The 24,954-nt window shown below is 58.2% G+C and carries 23 protein-coding genes; 15 read left to right on the top strand and 8 right to left on the bottom strand.

The window, feature by feature from the left end; all coding sequences use genetic code 11:
- Nucleotides 1–131: 131 nt before the first annotated feature.
- From Q1A43_RS02475 to truB, 4 genes are all read left to right on the top strand, one after another.
- Nucleotides 132–1,376, top strand: a complete 1,245-nt coding sequence (locus Q1A43_RS02475; protein ID WP_299932160.1) for an MFS transporter — start codon at nucleotides 132–134, stop codon at nucleotides 1,374–1,376.
- A 54-nt stretch (nucleotides 1,377–1,430) separates the two neighbouring features.
- A complete protein-coding gene (gene metG / locus Q1A43_RS02470) occupies nucleotides 1,431–3,143 on the top strand; it encodes a methionine--tRNA ligase (RefSeq protein ID WP_299932157.1) in 1,713 nt (570 codons plus the stop codon).
- Nucleotides 3,144–3,380: 237 nt separating this feature from the next.
- Entirely contained in the window at nucleotides 3,381–4,208 is an 828-nt protein-coding gene (locus Q1A43_RS02465; protein ID WP_299932154.1) for a LysR family transcriptional regulator, read from the top strand.
- A gap of 119 nt (nucleotides 4,209–4,327) precedes the next feature.
- Nucleotides 4,328–5,239: a tRNA pseudouridine(55) synthase TruB gene (gene truB, locus Q1A43_RS02460; RefSeq protein ID WP_299932152.1), complete on the top strand. Its 912-nt coding sequence runs from the start codon at nucleotides 4,328–4,330 to the stop codon at nucleotides 5,237–5,239.
- 57 nt (nucleotides 5,240–5,296) lie between these two features.
- On the opposite strand, the gene Q1A43_RS02455 is transcribed toward truB, so the two are convergent.
- Together Q1A43_RS02455 and Q1A43_RS02450 are read right to left on the bottom strand one after the other, a co-directional pair.
- A complete protein-coding gene (locus Q1A43_RS02455) occupies nucleotides 5,297–6,115 on the bottom strand; it encodes an alpha/beta hydrolase (protein ID WP_299932149.1) in 819 nt (272 codons plus the stop codon).
- Nucleotides 6,115–6,792 (bottom strand): haloacid dehalogenase type II, encoded by a 678-nt coding sequence (locus Q1A43_RS02450; RefSeq protein WP_299932146.1) that lies wholly within the window; start codon nucleotides 6,790–6,792, stop codon nucleotides 6,115–6,117. Before Q1A43_RS02450 ends, Q1A43_RS02455 begins: the two co-directional genes overlap by 1 nt.
- Nucleotides 6,793–6,930: 138 nt before the next feature.
- Here Q1A43_RS02450 and Q1A43_RS02445 point away from each other — a divergent pair, with 138 nt between their 5' ends.
- The 10 genes from Q1A43_RS02445 (at nucleotide 6,931) to Q1A43_RS02400 (ending at nucleotide 16,296) form a co-directional block, all read left to right on the top strand.
- Nucleotides 6,931–7,329 (top strand): VOC family protein, encoded by a 399-nt coding sequence (locus tag Q1A43_RS02445; protein ID WP_299932143.1) that lies wholly within the window; start codon nucleotides 6,931–6,933, stop codon nucleotides 7,327–7,329.
- A gap of 102 nt (nucleotides 7,330–7,431) precedes the next feature.
- Nucleotides 7,432–7,860 carry a peptidylprolyl isomerase gene (locus Q1A43_RS02440; RefSeq protein ID WP_299920908.1) on the top strand — a complete coding sequence of 143 codons (429 nt, stop codon included), beginning with the start codon at nucleotides 7,432–7,434 and terminating at the stop codon, nucleotides 7,858–7,860.
- A 126-nt stretch (nucleotides 7,861–7,986) separates the two neighbouring features.
- Complete coding sequence (pcaD, locus tag Q1A43_RS02435; RefSeq protein ID WP_299932140.1) at nucleotides 7,987–8,775, top strand: 3-oxoadipate enol-lactonase; 789 nt, start codon at nucleotides 7,987–7,989, stop codon at nucleotides 8,773–8,775.
- On the top strand, nucleotides 8,776–9,483 hold the full coding sequence (locus Q1A43_RS02430; RefSeq protein WP_299932137.1) for an alpha/beta fold hydrolase: 708 nt from the start codon (nucleotides 8,776–8,778) through the stop codon (nucleotides 9,481–9,483).
- Between the two features lie 11 nt (nucleotides 9,484–9,494).
- On the top strand, nucleotides 9,495–10,820 hold the full coding sequence (locus tag Q1A43_RS02425; RefSeq protein ID WP_299932134.1) for a lyase family protein: 1,326 nt from the start codon (nucleotides 9,495–9,497) through the stop codon (nucleotides 10,818–10,820).
- Nucleotides 10,821–10,823: 3 nt separating this feature from the next.
- Nucleotides 10,824–12,029, top strand: a complete 1,206-nt coding sequence (locus tag Q1A43_RS02420; protein ID WP_299932131.1) for a TCR/Tet family MFS transporter — start codon at nucleotides 10,824–10,826, stop codon at nucleotides 12,027–12,029.
- A gap of 74 nt (nucleotides 12,030–12,103) precedes the next feature.
- On the top strand, nucleotides 12,104–13,180 hold the full coding sequence (locus Q1A43_RS02415; RefSeq protein WP_299932128.1) for a Zn-dependent alcohol dehydrogenase: 1,077 nt from the start codon (nucleotides 12,104–12,106) through the stop codon (nucleotides 13,178–13,180).
- Nucleotides 13,181–13,191: 11 nt separating this feature from the next.
- Nucleotides 13,192–14,439, top strand: a complete 1,248-nt coding sequence (locus Q1A43_RS02410; protein WP_299932125.1) for a mandelate racemase/muconate lactonizing enzyme family protein — start codon at nucleotides 13,192–13,194, stop codon at nucleotides 14,437–14,439.
- A gap of 131 nt (nucleotides 14,440–14,570) precedes the next feature.
- A complete protein-coding gene (locus tag Q1A43_RS02405) occupies nucleotides 14,571–14,864 on the top strand; it encodes a metalloregulator ArsR/SmtB family transcription factor (protein ID WP_299921249.1) in 294 nt (97 codons plus the stop codon).
- Nucleotides 14,854–16,296 (top strand): amidase, encoded by a 1,443-nt coding sequence (locus Q1A43_RS02400; protein WP_299932122.1) that lies wholly within the window; start codon nucleotides 14,854–14,856, stop codon nucleotides 16,294–16,296. Before Q1A43_RS02405 ends, Q1A43_RS02400 begins: the two co-directional genes overlap by 11 nt.
- A 76-nt stretch (nucleotides 16,297–16,372) precedes the next feature.
- Here the strand turns inward: Q1A43_RS02400 and Q1A43_RS02395 are convergent, their stop codons facing one another.
- The gene (locus tag Q1A43_RS02395; RefSeq protein WP_299920929.1) at nucleotides 16,373–18,253 is read right to left on the bottom strand and encodes an acyl-CoA synthetase; all 1,881 of its coding nucleotides are present in this window, start codon (nucleotides 18,251–18,253) and stop codon (nucleotides 16,373–16,375) included.
- A 125-nt stretch (nucleotides 18,254–18,378) separates the two neighbouring features.
- Between Q1A43_RS02395 and Q1A43_RS02390 the strand changes: the two genes are divergently transcribed.
- Nucleotides 18,379–18,681 carry a DUF1992 domain-containing protein gene (locus Q1A43_RS02390; protein ID WP_299920932.1) on the top strand — a complete coding sequence of 101 codons (303 nt, stop codon included), beginning with the start codon at nucleotides 18,379–18,381 and terminating at the stop codon, nucleotides 18,679–18,681.
- A gap of 435 nt (nucleotides 18,682–19,116) precedes the next feature.
- Here the strand turns inward: Q1A43_RS02390 and Q1A43_RS02385 are convergent, their stop codons facing one another.
- The 5 genes from Q1A43_RS02385 to Q1A43_RS02365 are packed head-to-tail and all read right to left on the bottom strand — an operon-like array spanning nucleotide 19,117 to nucleotide 24,873.
- Nucleotides 19,117–20,127 (bottom strand): Ldh family oxidoreductase, encoded by a 1,011-nt coding sequence (locus tag Q1A43_RS02385; protein WP_299932119.1) that lies wholly within the window; start codon nucleotides 20,125–20,127, stop codon nucleotides 19,117–19,119.
- Nucleotides 20,128–20,139: 12 nt separating this feature from the next.
- Entirely contained in the window at nucleotides 20,140–20,766 is a 627-nt protein-coding gene (locus Q1A43_RS02380) for a DUF3726 domain-containing protein (RefSeq protein WP_299932116.1), read from the bottom strand.
- A complete protein-coding gene (locus Q1A43_RS02375; protein WP_299932113.1) occupies nucleotides 20,763–22,400 on the bottom strand; it encodes a hypothetical protein in 1,638 nt (545 codons plus the stop codon). The genes Q1A43_RS02380 and Q1A43_RS02375 overlap by 4 nt, the downstream gene beginning before the upstream one ends.
- A gap of 44 nt (nucleotides 22,401–22,444) precedes the next feature.
- Nucleotides 22,445–23,422, bottom strand: a complete 978-nt coding sequence (locus Q1A43_RS02370; protein ID WP_299932536.1) for a membrane dipeptidase — start codon at nucleotides 23,420–23,422, stop codon at nucleotides 22,445–22,447.
- Complete coding sequence (locus Q1A43_RS02365; protein ID WP_299932111.1) at nucleotides 23,422–24,873, bottom strand: aldehyde dehydrogenase family protein; 1,452 nt, start codon at nucleotides 24,871–24,873, stop codon at nucleotides 23,422–23,424. The genes Q1A43_RS02370 and Q1A43_RS02365 overlap by 1 nt, the downstream gene beginning before the upstream one ends.
- Between the last annotated feature and the right edge of the window lie 81 nt (nucleotides 24,874–24,954).

Here is a 24,954-nt window from a genome sequence, read left to right as displayed (position 1 = left end):
CATCAAAGACCGCGCCCGCCGGAACGAAAAGAGTGACGCCACGTCTATCTTTTCCAACCAAGGCCCCAAAACGACCCGACAACGTCGCAAAACCCAAAGCGCGCCATGCCCCCACATGCCCCTTTGGCCCCATGCGTATGATGATCTCTTTTGCCGCCCTGTTTTTATCCGTGATCCTGTTACAGCTGTCATCGGGCGGCGTTGGGCCGCTTGACGCTCTGTCCGGTTTGCAACTGAATTTCACCACCCAACAGATCGGTTTTTTGGGGTCGGCGCATTTTCTAGGCTTTTTCATTGGCTGCTGGTGGTCGCCGCGCCTCATGGGAAGCGTTGGACATTCCCGCGCCTTTGCGGTGTTCACCGCCCTTGGCACGATGGGCATTCTCGGCCATGTTCTAAGCGAAAATCCCTATGTCTGGGCCGGAATGCGCGTGGCGCAGGGGCTTTGTATCGCCGGATGTTACACCGTGATCGAGGCATGGTTGCAGGCCAAGGTCACCAATGACAACCGCGGTCGCGCTATGGGTACCTACCGCGTGACGGACATGCTTGCCTCCCTTGTGGCCCAGCTGATGATCTCGGTCCTCGAACCGGCGCATTACGTGTCCTATACGTTTTTGGCGATGATCTGCTGCGCGGCAATTTTGCCGATGACCTTGACCAAATCAAGCCAACCCGAAACCCCGGCCGCCCCACGCCTTCGCCCGCAATTGGCCTTTGCCAGCTCCCCGCTGGCGGTGGCCGGTGTGCTTGTCGCCGCCCTGTCAAGCGCGTCGTTCCGGATGGTCGGGCCGCTTTATGGCACCGGGGTTGGGCTCCAAACCTCTGACATTGCGCTATTTTTGGCGGCCTTTGTCGCGGGTGGGGCTTTGTCACAATACCCTGTTGGCTGGCTGGCGGATCGGTTTGACCGGCGTCACGTTTTGATCTGGCTGTCCCTCGCCGCTATTGCATCCTGCGTTTTCACCGCCACCACCACGGACCTCAGCACAACAGGAGTCATGCTAACGGCCGCTATATTTGGCCTCACGACCTTTCCGATCTATTCGGTGTCCGCCGCCCACGCCCATGACTTTGCCGATAGCTCAGAACGTGTCGAACTCTCGGCGGCGTTGATGTTTTGGTATGCATGTGGGGCCATTGCGGCCCCATGGGTCGCCTCATCCCTGATCGACGCCTATGGCCCCCCGGCGCTGTTCATCATGATCGCTCTGGGCCATGCGCTTTTGGTGGTCTTTGGCCTTGTCCGAATGCAATCGCGCCCGGCAAATGAGACCCGCACCCCCTATGTGTACGCCCCGCGCACATCCTTTGTGATCGGGCGTTTGATGTCGCGCTTTCGCGACAAGACTGGCGAAAGGGACAAAACGCAGTAGCCCTTGGCGCGCGCTTCCGTTAAATCACGCCCAAACCGCACGGGACGAACGACAATGGCACGCCACCTCATCACCTCCGCGATTCCCTATATCAACGGGATCAAGCATCTGGGCAATCTTGTGGGCTCTCAGCTTCCGGCTGATCTTTATGCCCGCTATCTGCGCGCGCGCGGCCATGAGGTCATGTTCCTTTGCGCCACCGATGAACATGGCACCCCCGCCGAACTTGCCGCCGCTAAGGCCGGTAAACCGGTCGATGAATTCTGCGCCGAAATGTGGGGTGTTCAGGCGAAAATCGCCGATGGGTTCCGCCTGTCTTTTGATCACTTTGGCCGGTCCTCATCGGAGCAGAACAAGAAGCTGACCCAACATTTCGCCGCTCAGTTGGACAAACAAGGGCTGATCCGCGAAGTCAGTGAAACCCAAATGTATAGCCATGCCGATGGCCGCTACCTGCCCGATCGTTATATCGAAGGCACCTGCCCCAATTGTGGGTTCGAAGATGCGCGCGGCGATCAATGTGACAATTGCACCAAACAGCTTGATCCGGTTGAGCTGATCAACCCACGGTCGACCATTTCCGGGTCCACCGATCTGGAAATGCGCGAAACCAAGCACCTTTATCTGCGCCAATCCGAGATGAAAGATCAGCTCGACAGATGGATTGATTCCAAAACCGATTGGCCGATTTTGACCACCTCGATTGCCAAGAAATGGCTGCATGACGGGGATGGCCTTCAGGACCGCGGCATCACCCGCGACCTCGATTGGGGTGTGCCGGTGATGAAAGGCGACGCGCCTTGGCCCGGCATGGAAGGCAAAGTGTTCTACGTCTGGTTCGACGCCCCAATCGAATACATTGCCTGTGCGCAGGAATGGGTTGATGCGGGCAAAGGCACCGATTGGGAACGCTGGTGGCGCACAGACAAAGGGGCCGATGACGTCCGTTACACCCAGTTTATGGGCAAGGACAACGTGCCCTTCCACACCCTGTCCTTCCCAACCACGATTTTGGGCTCGGGTGAGCCGTGGAAGCTTGTCGATTACATCAAATCGTTCAACTACTTGAACTACGATGGCGGCCAATTCTCAACATCGCGCGGACGCGGGGTGTTCATGGATCAAGCCTTGGAAATCCTACCGTCCGATTACTGGCGCTGGTGGTTGTTGTCCCATGCGCCCGAAAGCGCGGATAGCGAATTTACTTGGGAAAACTTCCAAGTGTCGGTCAACAAGGACCTCGCCGACGTGCTTGGCAACTTTGCCAGCCGTGTCACCAAATTCTGTCGCTCCAAATACTCAGAAGCTGTTCCGGCGGGCGGGGCCTATGGCGCGCGCGAAGAGCAATTGATGAGTGATCTAGCCGCGAAATTGGCCGAATACGAAGCCCATATGGAAGCCATCGAGGTGCGCAAATCCGCCACCGCCCTGCGCGCCGCATGGGCCTTGGGCAACGAATACCTACAAGAAGTCGCGCCTTGGACAACTTTCAAAACCGACCCCGATCAAGCCGCAGCGCAGATCCGCTTGGCGCTGAACCTGATCCGTCTCTATGCGATCATTTCTTCGCCCTTCATTCCGGACGCAAGTGCCGAGCTTTTGGATGCGATGAAGTCGGACGATGACGCATGGCCAACCGACATCAAAGCCGCCCTCGCGGCAATGCCCGAAGGCCACGAATTTGCCGTGCCTGAGGTCACTTTCCGCAAGATAACCGATGCAGAACGCACCGAATGGCAAGAACGTTTCGCCGGAACCCGCGACTAGAACGACGCCAATCGCTTAAAAAGCATAAAAGGCGCAGCCGGTTCCGCCGTCTGCGCCATTTTTTATGGCTGCGGATACGGTTTTCAATGTGTTGGCGTTCAGGCGACAAAAAACGGCGTTCGGTTTTCAAAGGTGTGATCAACATCAAATGCCTCTTGCTTTGGGAGATTATTTCAAAAACAAGATGCCACAGTCATTTCCATTGAATAAATTCGCAATTCGGGCAACATTACTTTCATGAATGAAAGCCAAGCTGACTTGTCCGACCTTGCGTTGTTTCAGATCGTTGCCACGAGCCCGTCCCTCACCAACGCCGCCCAAAAGGCCGGTGTCCCGCTCCCGACGATGTCTCGCCGCATGGCGCATCTCGAACGCAGCACTGGTCGGCGGCTGTTTTTACGCGGCAAAGGTGGCTTTCAGTTAACTCAAGACGGTCAATCACTGGCGGATGAATTGACTGGGTTGCCCGAGTTGCGTCACCGCGTCTTGCGATGGCTTTCCAAGACCGACCAAACCCCAACAGTTCGGATAACTGCCGGGTTATGGACCTCACAGGTTTTGGCCCAATCCCTGCCCGCTACTGTATCTGGAACTTGGACACCAAGCTTTGTTCCGTCAAATGCGATCTTGGATATCGCCCGGCGCGAAGCCGACATCGGCATCCGAAATGCCGAGCCCGACCACCCATGGCTCGCGCGCCAAAAGCTCCGCAGTATCACCTACGCCATTTACGCCACATCTGACGCGGTCTCCCGCTACGTCAGCTTGCCGGGGCAAGCACCGCTCCCTCCCTCCCAAGCCTGGCTTCACCGCACACATGGTTCCAACATTGGGCTGACCGCAACTGATATGCGGCTCTGCCTCGATTTGGCCCGCTCCGGTCATGGCCGCATTGTCTTGCCCTGCTTTATTGGCGCAAAGCAACGCACCTTGACGCAACTGTCTGATCCGATTGAGGATTTGACCCATGATGAATGGTTGGTGTCCCATCATGACACGCGGCATGACCCACCCATTCGCGCAGCCCTCTCCGCAATCAAAACTGCGTTGCAAGCATCCGGGTAACAGCTCCTTACCGGCCCTTTCATCGACATATTCCTGCAATACCCACCAAAACGCCCCTGTTGAATTGACAGCTCTGTCCCTGCTTGCTACCTCCGCGGCCTTACCAATAAGGGACGACCATGGGACGCAGACGCAAGGGCCGCGATATTTCGGGCTGGCTGATCGTAGATAAACCGGCCGGTATCACCTCCACTTCGGTGGTGAACAAGGTCCGCTGGGCGCTTGAGGCCAAGAAAGCCGGCCATGCGGGCACCTTGGACCCGGAGGCCACCGGCGTTCTTGCCGTTGCCTTGGGCGAGGCCACCAAAACCGTGCCCTACATCACCGATGCGCTCAAAGCCTACCGCTTTGTTGTCCGTCTCGGTCAGGCGACCAACACCGATGACGCCGAGGGTGAAGTCATTGCCGAAACCGATTTGCGCCCCTCGGATGAGGAGATCAAAGAAGCGCTGCATCAGTTTGTTGGCGACGTTATGCAGGTGCCTCCGCAGTTCTCAGCGGTGAAAATCGACGGCGAACGCGCCTATAAACGCGCCCGCGACGGCGAAGAAATGGACATCGCCGCGCGCCCTCTTTGGGTCGAAGAGCTGGTGATGATTTCGCGCCCAGATGCCGATCACGTCGAGCTGGAAATGACCTGTGGCAAAGGCGGCTATGTCCGTTCCATCGCCCGCGACCTAGGCGAAGCATTGGGCTGCAAGGCGCATGTCCTGCGCTTGCGTCGCACGTGGTCTGGCCCGTTTGAAGTGAGTGATGGTCTGAGCATCGACCAGATCGACGAGATGGCCAAAACACCCGCGCTTGACGCCTATCTCAAGCCGCTGGAAATCGGCCTTGATGAATTGCCCGAGCTGCACACAACGCTCGACGGGGCGACAAAGCTGCGCAACGGCAACCCGGGCATGGTGTTTGCCAAAGATGTCGAATACGGCGACGAAGCATGGGCATCATTCGATGGCACGCCAATCGCGGTCGGCATCTACAAGGGCGGTGAATTGCACCCCAAACGGGTGTTCGTTCAGCCCGAATAGCGCGCCCGATGGGACGGTGGGTGGGGCGCATTTGCATCGCAAACAGCGCCGCTCCCGTCACATCATCGCAATCCATTTGTGCAAGGCCGCAACCGCGTCAGATTCATCCAAAAACGGAATATGGCCACGATCGGCCACCTGAACCGCCACCGCATCCGGCCTACGGCGCGTCATCTCCACAAAACACGCCTCTGACAACAAATCCGAATTCGCGCCACGGACTAGGCACAAAGGCAACTCTGCCAAAGCCTCAAAAAACGGCCACAAATCCGGCACAACCTGCGCGCCCTCCGCCAACACGGCATCGCGCAGCTTTGGGTCATAAGTGATGTCCAAACCACCCTCGACCTCGCGGTAATGGGTCTCTGCCTCCCGTTGCCAGCGTTCAGCCGGGACATTGGCAAATCCTGCCATCACCTTAGGCCGCGCCGCCACCGCTTCAGCCATGGTTTTCCAAGCCGGACGACGGCCCAGATAATTCTTGATCACCTCAAGGCCACGATCGGCGATTTCGGGGCCAATATCGTTCAAAGCCACACCCAAAAGCCGCTCTTTGACCGTCGCGGCCAATCCCATGGCAATCAATCCCCCACGCGAACTTCCCAAAATCGCCGCCTTCTCGATCCCAAGATGGTCCAGCAATTCTAACGCATCGCGTCCCTCAATCGGGATCGAATAGCTCTCATGCGGGGCCCAATCCGATTGCCCCCGCCCCCGATAATCCAACCGGATAAGGCGGACCCCATCCAACAACGGAGCGACATAATCAAAATCCCGGCCATTGCGGCTTAGCCCAGACAGGCACAAAAGCGGCACACCCTGCCCCTCATCGGTATAATACAACGACACACCGTCAGATGTTGTAAAACGCGCCATCACACCAGCTCCGGAATGGTTGTCAGATCACTTAACACATGGGCGGGTTTGCCCGGCAACCGATCCATCGGCACCCCCATGCGATTGACCCAAACCGTCTGAAATCCATAGGCCGCCGCATGACCCGCGTCCCAGCCGTTTGAGGACACAAACAACACCTCTTCGGGTTTACAGCCGAACTCGGCCCCAACCAGATCATAGACCTGTGTCGCCGGTTTAAAGATTCCGACCTGATCCACGGACAAAAGCGCATCCAGATAAAGGCCAATCCCGGCGCTATCCACCGCCCCATCTAACATGTCTTTGTTGCCATTGGACAAAATCGCACAATTCTTGCCCGCAGCCTTGAGATGGGCCAGCATAAAAGGCACCTCTTTATAAGCCGGCAATTCCCAATACAGCGCCAAAAGCCGCTCGCGCAGCTCCAAATCATCCAACCCAGCGCGCTCCATCGCCCAATCCAACCCGTCTTTGGTGACTTCCCAAAACGGCACATAGGCCCCCGATACCGCGCGCAGCCAGCTATATTCCAACTGCTTTGCGCGCCAATCCGCGGCGATCTGCGGCCACACCTCGGCTAGCTTTTCGCGCCCCGGCTCTTCGGCCGCGACACGGGCGGCGGCGGCAACATCAAACAAGGTGCCATAGGCATCAAATACGCATGTGGTGATGGTCATGGGGGCTCCTCAATCCTGATGCGCGCAACCCTGACATGGAATGGCAGCAGCCGAAAGACCCCTGCGCTTTCGTTAATGTCGCAACCCGTCATCGTGTTACTCTTGGGCTATTCCGATTCCCAACCAAGGAGATTTCCAATGTCAAATCATGGCACCATCTGGTGGACCGAATTGATGACCCGCGACCTTCCCAAGGCGCTCGACTACTACGCCCAAACCTGTGGTTGGGAATACGAAGCCATGCCCGACCCAGACACCGGCGGCACCTATCAGGTCGCCATGAAAGACGGAAAACCCGTCGCTGGTTTGATGGATATGAGCCAAATGGAACAGCTGACCGGCATCCCGCCACATTGGTTCACCTACATCGCCGTTGATGATGTCGATGCCACGGTCGCAGCCACCGAGGCCGCCGGAGGCGAAATCCGCCGCCCTTGCTTTGACGTGCCCGGAATTGGCCGTATTGCCATCATCGCCGACCCGACCGGCGCGGCTCTTGGCATCATGACCCCGGCCGCCCCGACCGAAGGCGGCTAAGCGGTTTGCAATCTCTGTCCGGGTCTCATAGGGTGCGCGCCGATACGAGCACCCGGACGGTCCGGCCTCGTCCATTCATTCTCTGAGACTAACGAGGCCCCTATGACGCAGGCTAAATCCGGCGATACCGTTCGCATTCACTATACCGGCACTTTGGAAGACGGGTCGACCTTTGACAGCTCGGCAGGCCGCGATCCGTTGGAATTCACCCTAGGCTCTGGTCAGGTCATTCCTGGCTTTGACAAAGGCGTCGACGGCATGACCGTCGGCGAGAAAAAGACCATCAACATCCCTGCCGACGATGCCTATGGCCAACCCGACGACCGCGCCCGCCAAGGCGTTCCACGCGATCAAATCCCGGCGGAAATCCCGCTCGAAGTTGGCATTCAGCTTCAGATGCAATCCCCCACCGGTCAGGTCATGCCTGTCACCGTGGTTGAAATCACCGAAACCGAAGTCACCCTCGACGCCAACCACCCGCTGGCCGGCAAAGATCTGACATTCGAACTGGAACTGGTTTCCATCGGGTAAACCCACTCGAAAGCACCAACAAAACATGACAAAGGCGGGGAACTCCCCGCCTTTTTTGCGTTTGGCCTCTGTTGCATCCCCCGCCATTCACGCTACACCTTTCCAACGACCAAAGGGAGAAAACACATGCACATGGCTGATCTGGGCGGGTATCGCCTGCATTACAAAGTTGAAGGTCCAAAAGACGGCACTCCGGTCGTGTTTGCCAACTCTCTTGGCACTGACTTACGCATGTGGGACCCGATCATGCCCTTGCTGCCTCAGGGCTTGCGCATCCTACGCTATGACAAACGCGGTCATGGGCTTTCGGATACGCCAGATGGGCGTTGGTCGATGGGCAATTTGGTGCATGACGTCGAACAATTGATGGACCTGAACGGTTTCAAGGACGCGATCTTTGTTGGCCTGTCGATTGGGGGCATGATTGCCCAAGGTTTGGCCGCCAAACGGCTTGATCTTGTGCGCGCGATGGTCTTGTCTAACACCGCCGCCAAAATCGGGACCCGCGAAATGTGGGCCGACCGTATCAAAACCGTCGAAGAGGGCGGGTTAGAGGCAGCGTTAGACGGCACGATGCAGCGCTGGTTCTCGGCCAAATTCCGCGACACAATTGAATACACGGGCTGGCAAAACTTTCACCTGCGGACACCTGTGCGTGGGTGGACTGGGTGTGCCGGGGCCATTTCCGGCACCGATTTCATCTCGTCAACATCGGGCTTGCGCCTGCCCACGCTTGGGATCGCCGGGTCTGAGGATGGGTCAACTCCGCCTGATCTGGTGCGTGAAACGCTTGACCTCATTCCGGGGTCGCAGTTCCACCTGATCCGCGGCGCTGGCCATCTACCCTGCATTGAAAACCCCGAGGAATATGCCCGTGTGCTGTGCGATTTCTTCGCCAGTCAAGGCGTCTCCTAAGTGGCAAACTTCCTTTTGGTGCATGGTTCCTGTCATGGGGCGTGGTGTTGGCGTGATGTGATTCCAGCGTTGAAAGCCCTTGGCCACGAGGCCAAAGCCATCGACCTGCCCTCGCATGGCAATGACCCAACCCCGGCTGGTGACGTCACGCTTGACCTCTATGCCAATGCGATTACCGCCGCCGTAGACACGCCAACCATCGTCGTCGGCCATTCCATGGCCGGGTTCCCAATCTCGCGCGCGGCAGAGCTTGACCCGTCCAACATCGCCCGTTTGGTCTATCTCTGCGCCTATGTACCTTGGCCCGGTTTGGGCTTGGCCGATCAACGTCGCAAGGCCCCGCGCCAACCTCTGGCCGAGGCGTTTCGTGTTGCCCCGGATCGCATCACTATGGGTTTTGATCCTACTATGGCCGAGGACAAGTTTTACCATGATTGCGCCGAGGCGCTAGATTTTGCGCTCGCCCATCTCTGCCCTCAGCCAATCCTGCCCCAAGAAACCCCGGCTGAGTTGGGCGCGAATTACGCATCCGTTTCGCGCAGCTACATCACCTGCGAAGACGATCGCGCCATCCCGCCAGAATTCCAGCACGAAATGGCCTCGGCACTTCCCGTTGCCGATCAGCATAGCTTGCCAAGCTCACATTCGCCGTTCTTTTCCATGCCCGACAGGCTTGCCGCGCTCCTGTCCACCATTGCCCAAACCTAACCGGAGCCCATATGCCCGCCACGCCTTTCGACAGCCTGCACCTCTCTGCCCTTTTCCCCGCCGGTGACACCGGTCGCCTGTTCTCCGACAGCGCCGAAATTCGGGCGATGATGTTGGTGCAAGGGTCCTTGGCCTTGGTTCAGGGCGAAGCCGGGGTAATCCCAAGCGAAAGCGCCAAGGCCCTCCATCGCGCCAGCCTGGAATTGCAGATCGACCCGGCCGGTTTGGCCAAGGCCTGTGGTCAAAACGGCGTGACGGTACCGGGGTTGGTCGATGCGTTTCGCAAGAACCTACAGGCCCCCGAACACGGACAATACCTGCATTGGGGCGCGACATCTCAAGACATCCAAGACACCGGTCTGATGCTGCGGATGCGCAGTGCGCTTGGCCAAATGGAAAAAGCCTTAACCGCCATTGTTGGCGATCTGGCCAATTTGGCCGACACACATGCCACCACTCCGATGGCGGCGCGAAGCTTTGGCCTCCATGCGACCCCAACCAGTTTCGGCGCGGTTGTTGCGGCGTGGGGCTGGCCCGTGCTTGAGGCGCTGCGCGACCTGCCAGAGTTGAAACGCCAGACCCTTTTGGTCTCCCTATCCGGTGCGGCCGGAACCGCCTCTGAACTCGGCCCCGACCCGGCCAAATTGCGCGCTGAATGGGCCGCAAAACTAGGTCTGTCCGATCCCGGGCGCAGTTGGCACAGTGATCGCACCCCGATCCTGAGACAGGTCGATTGGATGAACCGTGTCTGCATCGCTTTGGGAAAAATCGGTGATGACCTGATCCTCGCCTCGCAATCGGGCATCGGCGAAATCACCTTGGGCGGCGCGGGCGGCTCATCAACCATGCCACAGAAACAAAACCCGGTTGCCCCCGCGGCGATGGTGGCTTTGGCGCGCCATGTTCAAGGTCTTTCCGCCACCCTTCATGGCGCAGGTCTGCATCAAAACCAACGCGACGGCGCGGCTTGGTTCACCGAATGGCTGACCTTTCCGCAATTGGTGCAAAGCACCGCCGCCGCCTTGACCCATGGTCAAAAACTGGCTCAGGGCATCACACCGAATACCGAAACCATGCAAGAGGCGCTGGACAATACTGGTGGCATGATCCGTGCCGAGGCGCTGAGCTTTGCGCTTGCCCAAAACATGCCGCGCCCCGACGCACAGACCGAAACCAAATCGCTCTGCGCCAAGGCGCGTGACACCGGTCAAAGCCTGCAATCCTTGGCCCAAGCCGCGCATCCCGACCTTCCCGACACCTTGTTTGACACCAAAAGCCAACTGGGCACCGCCCCGGATGAAGCGCGCAATTTCACCGCCGCCGTGAAAGCACAATAACCTATGCCCTTGCCGGTCGTCTTTGTTCTGCTCACGGTCATGATCGACACCATGGGTGTTGGTCTGATTATGCCTGTCATGCCCGACCTGATCAAAGAGGTCACCGGCGGCAACCTTGCCAATGCCGCGCTTTGGGGCGGCGTGTTGACGGCGGCCTTTGCGGCGATGCAATTCTTGTTTGCGCCCTTCTTAGGAAGTCTCTCTGACCGTTTTGGCCGTCGCCCGGTGCTGCTCCTCTCGCTCGCCGTTATGGCGGTGGACTATGTGGTCATGGCCTTTGCTGGATCGATCTGGCTTTTGCTGGTTGGGCGCATCATTGGCGGCATCACCGCCGCAACCCACGCCACCGCCTCGGCAACCATGGCCGACCTGTCCGAACCGGGCAAAGAATCCGAAGGCTTCGGACTCGTCGCCGCCGCTGTTGGGCTCGGCTTTATAGCCGGGCCGCTGATCGGCGGGGCCTTGGGCGAATTTGGCACGCGCGCACCGTTCTGGGCCGCTGCCGTGCTTGCCGCCGCCAATTTGATCCTCGGCTGGGTTGTGCTGCGCGAAACCGTCACCGATGACATCCGCCGTCCGTTTACATGGCGACGGGCCAACCCGTTTGGCTCTTTCTATGACCTTTCCAAACTCCCCGGTATCGGGCGCGGCGTCATTAGCTTTTTCCTCTACCAATTTAGCTTTGCGGTCTACCCGGCAGTTTGGGCCTATTATGGCAAGGCTCAATTCGGCTGGAACGCCGGTATGATCGGCCTGTCGCTGGCCCTGTTTGGTGTGTCCATGGTGGTGGTTCAGGGGGTTTTGATCCGCGCCATTCTGGCCCGTTTTGGGGACCGAGGCACCGCCATTTTGGGGCTGGTGTTTTCCGCCATCGGCTTTGGGGCCTTGGCGGTGATCGACTCAGGGATCGTCGCCCTTATCCTCACCCCACTTGCGGCAATGGGTGCGGTGTTTTCCCCGGCGCTTCAGGGGCTTATGTCGGTCAAACTCGGCCCTGATAGACAGGGTGAACTCCAAGGTATCTTAGGGTCGGCTTCGGCTGTGGCCATGGCGATAGCGCCCCTGATGATGGGCGGTATCTTTGCCCATTATGCCGCGCCGGACGCTGCTTGGTACTTCCCCGGCGCGCCCTTTATCCTGTCGCTAGTGCTGACACTTGTGGCGATGATCCTTTTCCTCGCCCCTACGTCACAGACGCAAAAGTCGTAAACGTCACCTTTGGTCGTTTTTATGCTTGCAGTGGGCCGCCCTGCACCCGAACCTACCCCAAACAGGAGCGCCCTATGACCACAATCAAAGCCGCCGTCTGCACCGAATTCGGGGCACCGCTGCAAATCGAAAACCTGACCCTGCGCGCGCCCGAAGCGGGCGAAGTTGAAGTCACCCTAGAAGCCGTGGCCATTTGCCATTCCGACATTTCCTTTGCCGATGGTGGCTGGGGTGGCGATTTGCCCGCCGTTTATGGCCACGAAGCCGCCGGTCGCGTCACCCATGTCGGCGCGGGCGTCAAACAGGTCAAACAGGGCGATCGTGTTGTTGTCACACTGATCCGCGCCTGTGGCACCTGCCCCAATTGCGCGACGGGCAAACCGACAACCTGCGAGTCGCCAAGCGCCGCCTCGCCGATCACTCGCGCCGATGGCACACCGGTGGTTCAAGCGATGAATTGCGGGGCCTTTGCCGAAAAAGTCGTGGTTGATCAAAGCCAAGTGGTTGCTCTCCCCGATGATATGCCCGCCGAGGCCGTGGCACTTTTGGCCTGTGGCGTGATCACAGGCATCGGGGCCGTGGTCAACGCCGGGCGGTTGCAAGCCGGAGAAGACGTTGTCGTTATTGGCGCGGGCGGCGTTGGCCTAAACGCCATCCAAGGGGCCCGCATTGCCGGGGCGCGGCGCATCGTTGCCGTCGACATGAGCGAAGAGAAACTCGAAATCGCCAAGGAATTTGGCGCAACCCATGGCATCCTCGCCACAAGCAAAGCACCGTGGAAAGACGCCATCAAGGCGCTTGGCCGTGGTGCCGACATAGTTGCCGTCACCGTCGGAGCCATTCCGGCCTATGAAAGCGCCATGCGGTATCTCGGCTATGGCGGGCGCATGGTCATGGTTGGCATGCCCCACACCGGCGCGATGGCACAATACGAACCCGTGGTGCCCGCCTTTATGAGCCAGCATATGATCGGCTCGAAAATGGGTGATGTGGTGATTTCACGCGACATTCCCTGGATGGCCGATCTCTATAAACAAGGGCGTTTGAAACTGGATGAGCTGGTTTCAGGCCGCTGGACACTTGAACAAATCAACGAAGCGATTGCCGACACCAAAACCGGCGGTGCGCGTCGCAATGTGATTTTGTTCTAAAGGGGCCGGACATGAAACTACGTGATCTCGACATCATCATCACCGCCCCGCCCGCCCCCGGTTGGGGGGGGCGCTATTGGATATTGGTCAAATTGACCACCGATGACGGGATCACCGGCTGGGGCGAATGCTATGCGTCGTCCATTGGACCCGAAGCCATGCGCGCCGTAATAAGCGACGTGTTTCAGCGTTATTTCGAAGGCGAAAACCCCGAAAACATCGAACGCATGTTCCGCCGCACCTATAGCTCGGGGTTTACTCAGCGGCCCGATCTCACCGTGATGGGGGCATTTTCGGGTCTTGAAATCGCCTGTTGGGATATTCTGGGCAAGGCGCGGGATCGCCCGGTTTGGGCCTTGCTCGGCGGCATGATGAACGAACGCATCCGCACCTATACCTACCTCTATCCCCTGCCCGAGCATCCTTTGCCCGCGTTTTGGGGAAGCGCCGACATGGCGGCCGAGGCGGCCTTGGACTGCGTTAATCGCGGCTATACGGCGGTCAAATTTGACCCCGCAGGCCCCTATACCATGCGCGGCGGTCACCAACCGGCCATGTCCGACATCAGCCAATCCGTGGCGTTCTGCAAAGCCATCCGCGAGGCGGTCGGAGACAAGGCCGATCTGCTCTTTGGCACCCACGGGCAATTCACCACATCCGGGGCCATTCGATTGGGGCAAGCCATCGAACCCTATAACCCCTTGTGGTTCGAAGAACCCATCCCACCGGACAATCTCTTGGAATTTGAACAGGTTGCGCGCGCCGTGCGCATCCCCATCGCCACGGGCGAGCGCCTCACCACCCGCGCCGAGTTTGCCGCACTCTTGCGCACTGGCGGGGCTAAAATCCTGCAACCGGCGCTTGGCCGGGCCGGTGGCATTTGGGAGTCGCGCAAAATCGCGGTGCTGGCCGAAAGCTTTAATGCCGAAATGGCTCCGCATCTTTATGCCGGTCCGGTGGAATGGGCCGCCAACATTCACCTTGGCGTGTCGATCCCCAATTTGTTGATTGCCGAGACCATCGAAACGCCGTTTCATGACGCGCTGATCAAAGGGTCGCTCAAGGTAGAGGCTGGTTTTGTCACCGCGCCCCAAGCGCCCGGCCTTGGCATCGAGATCGACGAAGATCTGGCCCGTGCCCATCCCTACACCGGCGATGGACTGCACCTCGAGATGCAGGATGCGCCTTGTGACTACGTCAATGGCAACCTGTTCGAAGGCGGGGCCCCTGCACCAATTCCGGCACTCGACACCCCCTAAAACCCGCCTGTGAACCGCCTGAAAATCCTGATCTCGCATTTTGTGAAAAGCGCTGTTAAGTTTATCGCAAACAGGAAATGGATGACCGAGCCGTGAACGAGATGCCCAAGCCTCCTGCGCCGCCAGAGGAAATGTCGACCAACGCCCGACACGCCGCCGCGTTTTTGAAAACGCTGGCGCATGAGGGGCGTTTGATGATCCTGTGCCATCTTGGCTCGGGTGAGAAATCTGTTGGCGAACTGGAATCGCTTTTGGAAATTCGGCAAGCGGCCGTAAGCCAAATGTTGGCGCGCCTACGCGAAGAGGGTTTGGTGACAACCCGGCGCGACGGCAAAACGATCTACTACAGCCTCGCTAACGACGACACCAGCCGGGTCATCGGCCTACTCTATGAGATGTTCTGCGCCGGGTCAGATGGCTGCTAAGCCAGAGTTTGTTAGACCGGGGTTTGCTGGCCCCGAGCTTTGCGCACTAAGCGCCTGCGATGCTGTTGAGCTGCTGAATAAGCGTGAGATACAGCCAAGTGATTTGATCGAGGCCAGCCTAACCCGGATCACCCAAACCAGCCCGGCCATCAATGCTATGGTCACGACCTGTGCTGATCGTGCGCGCGAAGCTGGCAAACACGCCGACATCAATAGCCTTTTGGCGGGCTTGCCCATCGGGATCAAAGATCTCACTCCGGTTGCGGGGGTGCGGACCACCTTTGGCACCAAGGCATTGGCCGATTTCATCCCCGACACCTCTGACCCAATTGTCACCCGCCTCGAAAGCCGGGGCGCGGTGGTCATGGGCAAGACGAACACCCCGGAAATGGGGGCCGGAGCCAATACGTTCAACGCTGTCTTTGGCATGACGCGCAACCCGTGGGACACGCGGATGAATGCCGGTGGCTCTTCTGGCGGGGCCGCTGCAGGGCTTGCCACAGGCGAAGTTTGGCTTAGCCAAGGCTCTGATCTTGGCGGCAGCCTGCGCACCCCGGCAAGCTATTGCGGGATCGTCGGCTTGCGCCCCTCCCCCGGTGTCGCGGGCGGCGGTCCAGCGGCGCAGGGATTTGACACGCTGCCTGTCGAAGGTCCGATGGCCCGCTCTGTCGAAGATTGCGCGCTTATGCTGGATGCCATGTCCGGTTTTGATCCAATTTGGCCGATTTCCGTCCCAGCCCCGGCACAAAGCTATCTCTCGACCTGTCGCGCCAAGGCGGGCCCGATCCGCATCGCCTATGCACCCGACTTGGGTGGACTGGCCCCGGTTACACCCGAAATATCAGAACTGCTCTCTTCGGCCCTCACCCGCATCTCTAGCCCTGACCTTGATGTGATCGAAGCGGTCCCAGAGCTATCCAATGTTGAACATTGCTTTAGAACTCTGCGCGCCTTTGGCTTTTGGACGGGGGCTCGCAACACGCCAGAGCGGATTACCAAGCACTACAAACCAACGTTGCAACAAAACATTGCTGAGGGACGCGCCCTTTTGATGGATGACGTCGCCGAGGCGATGAGCCAACGCTCACAACTCTATGATACAATGCGGATATTCCTAGGCCGCTTTGACGTTCTGGCCTGTCCCGTCAACGGCTTATCTCCGCTACCGGTTGAGGTCGAATACCCCACCGAGGTCAACGGGGAACCGTGCAAAGATTACCTCGACTGGCTGCGCTTTGCGATGCTGGCCACGGTCTGTGGCCTGCCGGCGCTATCGCTTCCCGTCGGGTTCACCGCCAGCGGTATGCCGATTGGCATCCAACTGATCGGCCGCCCCAGAGGTGAGGGGCGGCTTTTGCAAGTTGCGAAGGTCATGGAAGAGGCGTTGAACCTTGGCTCAACGCCCATTGATCCAGTGATCCGGCACGGCTAGGCGCATCCAAATTCCTTGCACGGAATTTTCAAGAATTTTGCAAAATTCTTGTCAGCGCCCGCCTCGCGGATGTGCCTCACTCGGCCCATTCCCAAGGACGCACAAAGGCCCCCAGCACGGTTCCGACCTTAGCGTCATCCGCGCCATTGGCCTGCAACTGCGCCACCAACCCGCGTTTCTTATCATCCAAGACCGAGACAACACGCGCCGGGCACTCTGCCTTTTCCAAGGCCGCATTGTAGATGCGAGTGATCGCATGCTTGCGCAGGTCTGGCTTGAAAACCTTGCCCACGGCGGTTTTGGGAAGTTCATCCAGAATGGTCAAATGCTTGGGGTGCGCCGCGCGTTCGTGAACGTGCTTTTTGGCATGTTCCATAAGCTCTTCAACCGTGACCTCGCCACCATCGATAAGCTCAACAAAGGCACAGGGTAGCTCCCCAGCATGGGCATCTGGTTGACCAATCGCACCGGCAAAGGCAACGGCCGGATGGGCCAAAAGCGCTTCTTCGATTTCCGCCGGATCAATATTATGACCGCCGCGAATGATCAAATCCTTGGCACGGCCAGTAATCCACAGATACCCGTCTTCGTCCAATCGACCCAAATCACCGGTACGCAGGTAGTTGTCGTAGTGGAACAGATCCTTGTTCTTATCCACCTCAGTATAGGTGCTCCCGGCGTAAACCCCCGGATTGGCCACACAAATCTCACCGATTTCGTCGGCAGCACATGCCACCGGATCGCCGTTGTTCGTCTTGAGGATTTTGACATCATTGTAAGGCAGCGGAATACCAACAGAGCCAACCTTTTTCACACCCTCAGGCGGGTTAACTGACACAAGGCATGTTGCTTCGGTCAAGCCATAGCCCTCACAGATCGTCACGCCACAGGTCTTTTCAAAGCGTTTAAAAAGCTCCATCGGCATCGGGGCTGATCCCGAAAACGCGGTTTTGACCGAAGAGATATCAGCATCCACAGGGCGCTGCATCAGGGCCGACACCGCCGTCGGAACAGTGATGATAAAGCTGATTTTCCAGCGCTCGCAGAGTTTCCAGAAATTGTCAAAAACACCCTCGCCCCGGTAGCCTTGCGGGGTTGGGAACACCACGTGCGCGCCGGAATGGATCGCGGCCATCAAGATCACATGTACCGCAAACACATGGAAAAGCGGCAGCGGGCACATGATGTTATCTGTTTCATCAAACAGCAACGTCGCGCCAAGCCAGCCGTTGTAATGCATCCCGGAATAGAGGTGTTGCGCCACTTTCGGCATCCCGGTTGTGCCGCCGGTGTGGAAATAGGCGGCGATGCGGTCTTCTTTGGTGTCTTCAAAGTCCAGCGTCGTGTTGTGTTTACTAATTTCCTTGCCGAAATTCAGCACATCCACGTGTTTGTTGCCATCATTCTTGGGCCGGATCAGCGGCACAATCCACGATTTTGGCGGCGTCAAATAGGCGTTCAGGTCGATCTCAAGAACCGTATGCACATGCGGTGCGTGGCGTACGGCCTCGGCGACCTTTTGCGCCACATCGGTCTTGGGAAACGCCTTGAGCGTCACCACAACCTTGGCGTCAACTTCGCGCAGGATCGACGCGATTTGTTCCGGCTCAAGCAGCGGGTTGATCGGGTTAACGATCCCGGCCACAGCCCCGCCCAAAAGCGTATAAAGCGTTTCTGTACAGTTAGGTAGCACATAGGCCACCACATCGTTTTCACCAATCCCGAGCTTGCGGAAGAGGTTGGCAGATTGCGTGACCTTGTCCTTCATTTCGGCCCAGGTCACCGTATCTGCTTTGTCGCTCGGCCCGGACATCAGCTGATAACTGGTCGCAGGACGATTTGGAAACTTTTCCGCGGTTCGACAAAGCTGGCCGTAGAGACTTACGGGAATGTCCCGATCCCCCCACGGCATCTGCTTTTCAATTGCATTTCGATCGTCCATGCCAGCATAGGCCATGTCCGTCCTCCTCCCCTTATCTCGCTGGTGTGTATTGTTAAAAGTATACTGACACGACGCAAGGGTTCGCGACGTTGGGGCAACATGTCTTTGACGCAGCGTTTTGCACATGGCATGACATTTCCATGGACCATCCGCTCATCGATCTTATCAATGCACGCATTCGCAAAGCCGAGGAAGACGGCGCTTTCGACAACCTCGAGGGAGCGGGTAAACCCCTCCCCCAGAACGACAATTCCCAAGACGCCGTGATGAACCGCATCCTCAAGGACAACGGGGCAGTGCCGGAATTTGTGTCACTTAGCCGGGAATTGGCGCGGCTCCGAGAGGAGCTTTTGGAGACCACGGACAGAACAGAGCGCAAGCGCTTGATCGCCGATATGTCGATGTTGGAAGCACGGATCGAGATCGCCCGCAAACGCGGCTAGCCCCAAATCCCCGCATTTGTTAACCCAACGCACGCTGGGTAACGGACCGTACGCCCTTGGCACAACAGGGGAAACGGTACAAAACCACCGCGATTTCGGGGAGATTGGCAGTGCCTGATCTGGGGCCCCAGATCATGACCTTGGACCAATCTGTGTGATTCTGCCCGTGTTTCAGAGAGATTGGCCCCAAGTTTGATGTCCTGAGCTTGGAAGAGAGTTAATTTGGCTTAGGAATAGTAAAGATCGCAAAATTCCGGCCCAAATTCAGGCCCAAAATTCCGGCCCAAAATCAGGCGACACATTTCCCCTATAGGCGAGATCGCCCAAGGACCACTGTGACGGATTGGGCACCGATGCTCACCGGCAAAAGGCGTTGCGAGCACGGCAAAACGATTGCAAACTCATCGCGTGCATAAGGTGCCTAGGTGCCAAAGCTTAGCCGATGATGGCTTCGATTTTTTCTAGCGTGGCCACATTCACCGCCACGCCATCGACGCGGGCCTGAATACGGCGTTGGTTGCGACCATCGCCCGGAAGTCGTGCGCCGTCTTGCGCGTGGAACGTGTCGACGAGCCGCGCAACCAAAGCGGCAAAGCCACCATCCGACGTTGCTTGTGGATCTATCGCGATAAAGAATTGTCCGGTGCGCGGCGGCCCGCCTGCGGTGCCGGAGAACGGCGAGGCATCGATGCCAAGCGTGGCCCCAGTAAGCGCGGCGGCCATAAGTTCAACCATGAGCGCCGTTCCCACGCCTTTGTAGCCGCCGGAGGGGGCCATTGACCCTTTGAGCCCGACCGCAGGATCGGTTGTCGGCTGCCCCTCTGCGTCCAGTGCCCAACCAACCGGGATCGGCTTGCCCTCGCGGGCGTGTTTCATGACCTCGCTTTTAGCAATTGTGCTGGCACTTTGGTCGATCAGAACCGCGGGTTCCCCTCCGGGGCCGGGCGCGGCAATGGAAAACGGATTTGTGCCGACCACAGGTTTGAACCCACCCGAAGGCGCAATGGACGCCGGGGCATTGGTAAAGCCAAGACCCAGAAGCCCCGCTTTGGCGAGCCGTTGAGTATGGTAGCCGAGCACACCACAATTGTAGCTGTTTTTCACCGCCAGCACGGCGATCCCCTGTGAACGCGCAAGCGGTATTAAGGCGTCAAAACCCATATCGATTGCCGGATGGGCAAACCCCGTTGCGGCATCGACGGTTATCACCGAAGGGGCCGTGGTCTTGAGCTGAGGAACAGCCTGTCCATCCACTTTGCCACACTGAACATGCTCGCAGTAAATTGGGATATAGGCGAGGCCATGGCTCGATATACCGTCGGCCTCGGTCGCGGCGGTGGCCACCGCAAGGGGGCGTGCGTTTTCAAGCGACGTGCCTGCGGCCACCAAAGCGCGCAGGCTTAGGTCTTCTATGTCAGCAAGGCTTAGGGTTTTCGTGTCCATCATGGCGTCCTTGGGTTAATCGTTGTCGGTCATCCCCGCGCCCGCGCCTTTGAGGCGCGATGCTTCGGTTGCGGGTGCGTAGGTGCGATGCGCCAGTTCTTGCAGCATAGCCCAATCGGGTTTGGCGGGATCGGACCGGGAGAAAACGCCATTTGGGCGCAAGGGGCTGGCGGTGGTGTGAAACACAAGCTGATCTGCCTGATAAGGCATCTGCCCAACGAGGTTCAGGGTTTCACCATCGGTCAAAGCGGTAAAACCCGCCCCTGAGAGGGCAACGGTTTTTCCGGTCTTTGACGCAATATCGGCGGCAAATGGTATTAGAAGCGATGGGCAAGTAACGTGGCCCACTTGCCGGGGTTCATCGATCAGCTCATGTGCAAGATCGGCCATCGACGCACCAACATTGAGCGGGCAAAGCGGTGCTGACACAGGCCGCCACACACGCGCGCGCTTGAGGGCATCTTGTTCGATATCACCGGTTTCGGTGGTCAAAAGCCGGGCAAGCGCGGCGCAGCCATCGACCCCATGCCGACAGAGCCAGCGGGTGGCTTTTGCGGCCTCTTCGGCCATGCCCCATGTGTGGCCCGCGCCGCGTGCTGCTTTCTTGGCGGTTGCCTCGACTTCGTTGAGGGACACCGTCATTGCGCCACCTGCGGGAAAACCCAATCTTCGGCGTTGGCCTTTGAAAGATGGTCAGGGTACGGGGCCCCGGCAAACATACAGATACGCACCCAACGGTCTGATCTTGGGTCAAAATGCGTGGCACCAAAAAAGGACAGTTTGGCGCGCAGCATGTCGATAGGTAGAACATCGGCGGAAATGGTATTGTCGCGAATTTCGCCATAGGGCGCGGCCCGGCTTAGCTGTGCACGACGAACGGTGTGGCGATGTTCGGGATGTTCGAGAAGGAATTCTGCTATGTTTGAGGTGTCTGGCCAAGCCTTGAGATCATGGAAAGCCGATGTCGCGTCGCGGGCCGGCGCGAGGGGTTGCTCATAGGGGGCAACCGGCTCTTCAAATCGTTCCCCCAGTCGCGGTTCCAGCTTTTCTTCGGACACATACCACGCCCGCGCGCAGTTTTGGGGGGACTGCCAGTCGAGATCAAAAGCCCAGCCGAAACTGTTCTCCAGAAGGTGCCGCATCTCGGCAATCGTCATCGCGCCGTCGATGCTTGTTACGTCACTTTGGGCGGCGGCCATGCAATTTGCGAGGGGGTCAACGAGGTCTGGATATGGCTCGAGTATAAGCGATGCTAGAAGCTCCTGACCTTCCATGCTGAGCTGCGACGTTGCCCAGACCATCAAGGCATCCCATGGGAATTCCATGTGAAAGCCATGCTGCGCAATGCGACCGGAAACCCGGTCAAGATCGCGCGTCAGAGAGGCGATTTTCTTGATCTGAATGGGATGTTGCGACACCCAGCGAGACACTGAAAGCTCGCTGCGTTTCAGGCGATCTTTGAACAGATGGATGTCGTCGGGTGTGGCCCGAGCAATCAGACGCACACGGCGGATGGCCTCTTCGCGGGCCATGATCCAGTTATTGAACAACATTGGATGGTTGATCACAAAGGGCGCCATGCCCAGCCCGGTCGAGTTGCCCAATCCAAGTCGCTGAGCAATGGATTGATCCAGGGTTGTTGCCGCAGAGCCGCCCTTGATCCGCGCCATGTGCTGAACCAGATCGCGAACAAAGGCTCTGGTGAGATAGACGGACAACATTTCGACCTGAAACGGGGGGCTTAGCTCTGGTCGGTTGCAAATCGTCTCGCGATCTGCGGCACCGAATTTGCCCGAGCCATAGACCGCTGTGGTCCGCATGAGATAGCCGACCTGATCAAGCATGTCCGTGTCTGGCTGATGGCCTTTGGCCAGCGCGGATACAACATGATCCCAAAGACGCACCGACCGGTTCGCCCGTGACAACGACAGCTCGCGTTCACTTATCCGCCCGGCTTCCTGCAACGGCACGTTTTGCTTTAACCGCTCAATATCCGCATCCGTTGGCACGCCATCAAACAAGGCAAACGTCGCGTCCCATGCTTCAGCGATCACCCGATCTGACCGCAAGTCATCGGGCAGATCATGAGCAAACGCCACCAATGAATAGCTGCGTTGCGGACCCGTGGCCGTATAAACGGCATAACCAACACCGGCGTCGTCAATCTCAAATTTCGGACGCGAAAACCGCCAGCCTTCACCGGCCAAACGCCGCAATAACACCCGCATAAAACTCAACCGACATTGATGCAGCGAGCCAAGTCGCTCTAGTCGCATCACCTCCGAAGGAGGGCGCCGAGTGATATGGGGGCTACGCGCGGTCAAGGTTGCTGCGCGTCAAAGTTTTCGTTGAAGAAACGGTACCAATTGCCGCCCATTATCGCCGCAACCTCTTGGGCCGTCATCCCAACGTCACGCAACCCGGTTTCCAAAGCGCCGAAATCGCGGTTGTCCTGAAACCAATTGGGCATCGCCGGGAAGCCCGGTGCCGCCGCTGATCCTTCACCAAAGTCGATGTCTTTGGTCCATCGACCGGTGCGCATCCATTCCACAACGCTGTCTGGCTGATCTTGGCACAGGTCCGATCCGATGCCCAAATGCGCCACCCCATAGGTGTCGGCCGCGCGGGCCACCATCTCACTGAAACTTTGAAGGGTGCAGGCAGATTTGTCTTTTAGATGGTGCGGATAAAGCGAGAACCCCAACATGCCGCCATTTTGCGTGACGGCCCGAATGACATCGTCCTTCTTGTTGCGCAGAGCCGGTGACCATTCGAACGGGTTGGCGTGCGTGATGGCAATCGGCCGCTCAGAGAGCTCGGCCGCCTCGATCGTCGAACGATCGGCAGAATGGCTCATGTCGATCACCAAACCCACCCGGTTCATTTCTTTGATGACCTGTTTGCCCATGCGGGTGATCCCGGTGTCCTCGGCTTCATAGCAGCCTGTGGCAAGCAGGGATTGGTTGTTATAGGTCAGCTGCATAAAGCGCGCGCCCAATGTGTGCAGGATTTCAATCAGCCCAATATCGTCCTCGATTGGGCTGGGATTTTGAAACCCAAAAAAGATGGCTGTCCGATTTGTCTTGCGGGCCACGTCAATGTCACCCGCCGACGTGCCTTTCATAATGAGGTCGCTGTATGTCTCAAACCAACGGTTCCAGCGTTCAAAATTCAAAACCGTTTCACGAAACGTCTCGTGGTAGGCAATGGTGACATGCACCGCATCAACACGGCCTTCGCGCAGCTGTCGAAAAATCTTCTCAGACCAGTTGGCGTATTGAAGGCCGTCGATACGCATCAAGACGGCACCCCGGCGCTGATGTAGGCTGTTTTAACTGTGGTGTAGAATTCCGCAGCCGCCTTGCCTTGTTCACGTGGGCCATATGAGCTGTCACCGCGGCCGCCAAATGGCACGTGGTAATCGGTTCCCGCCGTGGGGAGATTGACCGTCACCACACCCGTTCGCGCATGGCGTCGGAAATGTGTGGCGCGCGCCAGATCGCGGGTGACAATCCCCGAGGTCAGGCCAAAATTCGTATCATTGACCGTGGCAAGCGCGTGGTCGTAACCGTCAACTTTGATCACACAGGCCAAAGGCGCGAACATCTCTTCGCGATTGATGCGCATGTCGTTGGTGGAGTTTAGAAACACACCGGGTGACATGTAAAACCCGTCATCCGGCATATCCAATCTGACACCGCCACAGGCAAGTTCAGCCCCCTCGGCCCGCCCCAACGCGACATAATCCAGATTTTCCTGAAGCTGTTGGGCGCTCACAACTGGCCCGATTTGTGTGCCGTCATGAAGCGCGTGCCCGACTTTCATCGCCTGGGCACCAGCGACAAGTTTTTCCACAAACGCATCATGCACCGCCGCGTGAACAATCAGGCGCGACGACGCCGTACATTTTTGACCCGTGCCACCAAAAGCGCCGCCAAGCGCGACAGTAACGGCAAGATCGAGATCCCCGTCATCCATCACAGCCAGCGCATTTTTGGAGCCCATTTCCATCTGAACCTTGGTCAGGTTCTGGATCGCAGCCGTCGCGATTCCTTTGCCTACGGGCACCGAGCCGGTGAATGAAATCGCATCAACAGAGGGGTGTTCGACAAGGTGTTGCCCAAGCGAGCCTCCCGGCCCCATCACCAAGGAAAACAGCCCCTCTGGAATGTCTTGCCGAGAGATGATTTCGGTCAATGCGACGGCCGATGCCGGCGTAAGATTGGCCGGTTTCCAGACCACCGCGTTTCCGTAACACAGGGCGGGTGCGATCTTCCAAGAGGCTGTTGCCGTTGGGAAATTCCACGGTGAAACAATGGCCACTACCCCAACAGGTTCGCGCCGGACATCAATTTCGACACCGTCGCGCACACTGTCGGCATTTTCACCCAACTGGCGCAGACATTCGGCCGCGTAATAGGTGAAAAACTGCCCGGCGCGAAACACCTCTCCGCGCCCTTCTGCCAAGGGCTTGCCCTCTTCGCGGCTCAGCAATTGGCCAAGTTCGTCGGCACGGGCCATCATTTCTTGTCCGATGCTCATCAGAACGGCTTGTTTGCGCTCCATGCCATAAGCGGCCCAAGCGGCTTGCGCACTTTGTGCCTTGGCCAAGGTTTGATCCAGCTGGTCCCGGCTGGCCTGTGCATACCGGCCAATCAGATCGCTGGTGTCCGATGGGTTTCGGTTTTCAATGTCGTGATCCCCGACAACCCATTGTCCCGCAACAAAATTGCAATTGGTATTCGACATGCCTTGTCCCTCAAATGTTGGCCAATGTGACCATAGGTAGATAAGGCATCGTGGACTTTCGGCCCGACATCAGTCAAATTT

The sequence above is a fragment of the uncultured Pelagimonas sp. genome, from assembly GCF_947498515.1.
Taxonomy (GTDB): Bacteria; Pseudomonadota; Alphaproteobacteria; order Rhodobacterales; family Rhodobacteraceae; genus Pelagimonas.
Note: the sequence above shows the minus strand (reverse complement) of the source record. Positions and strands in the feature narration are given on the sequence as shown.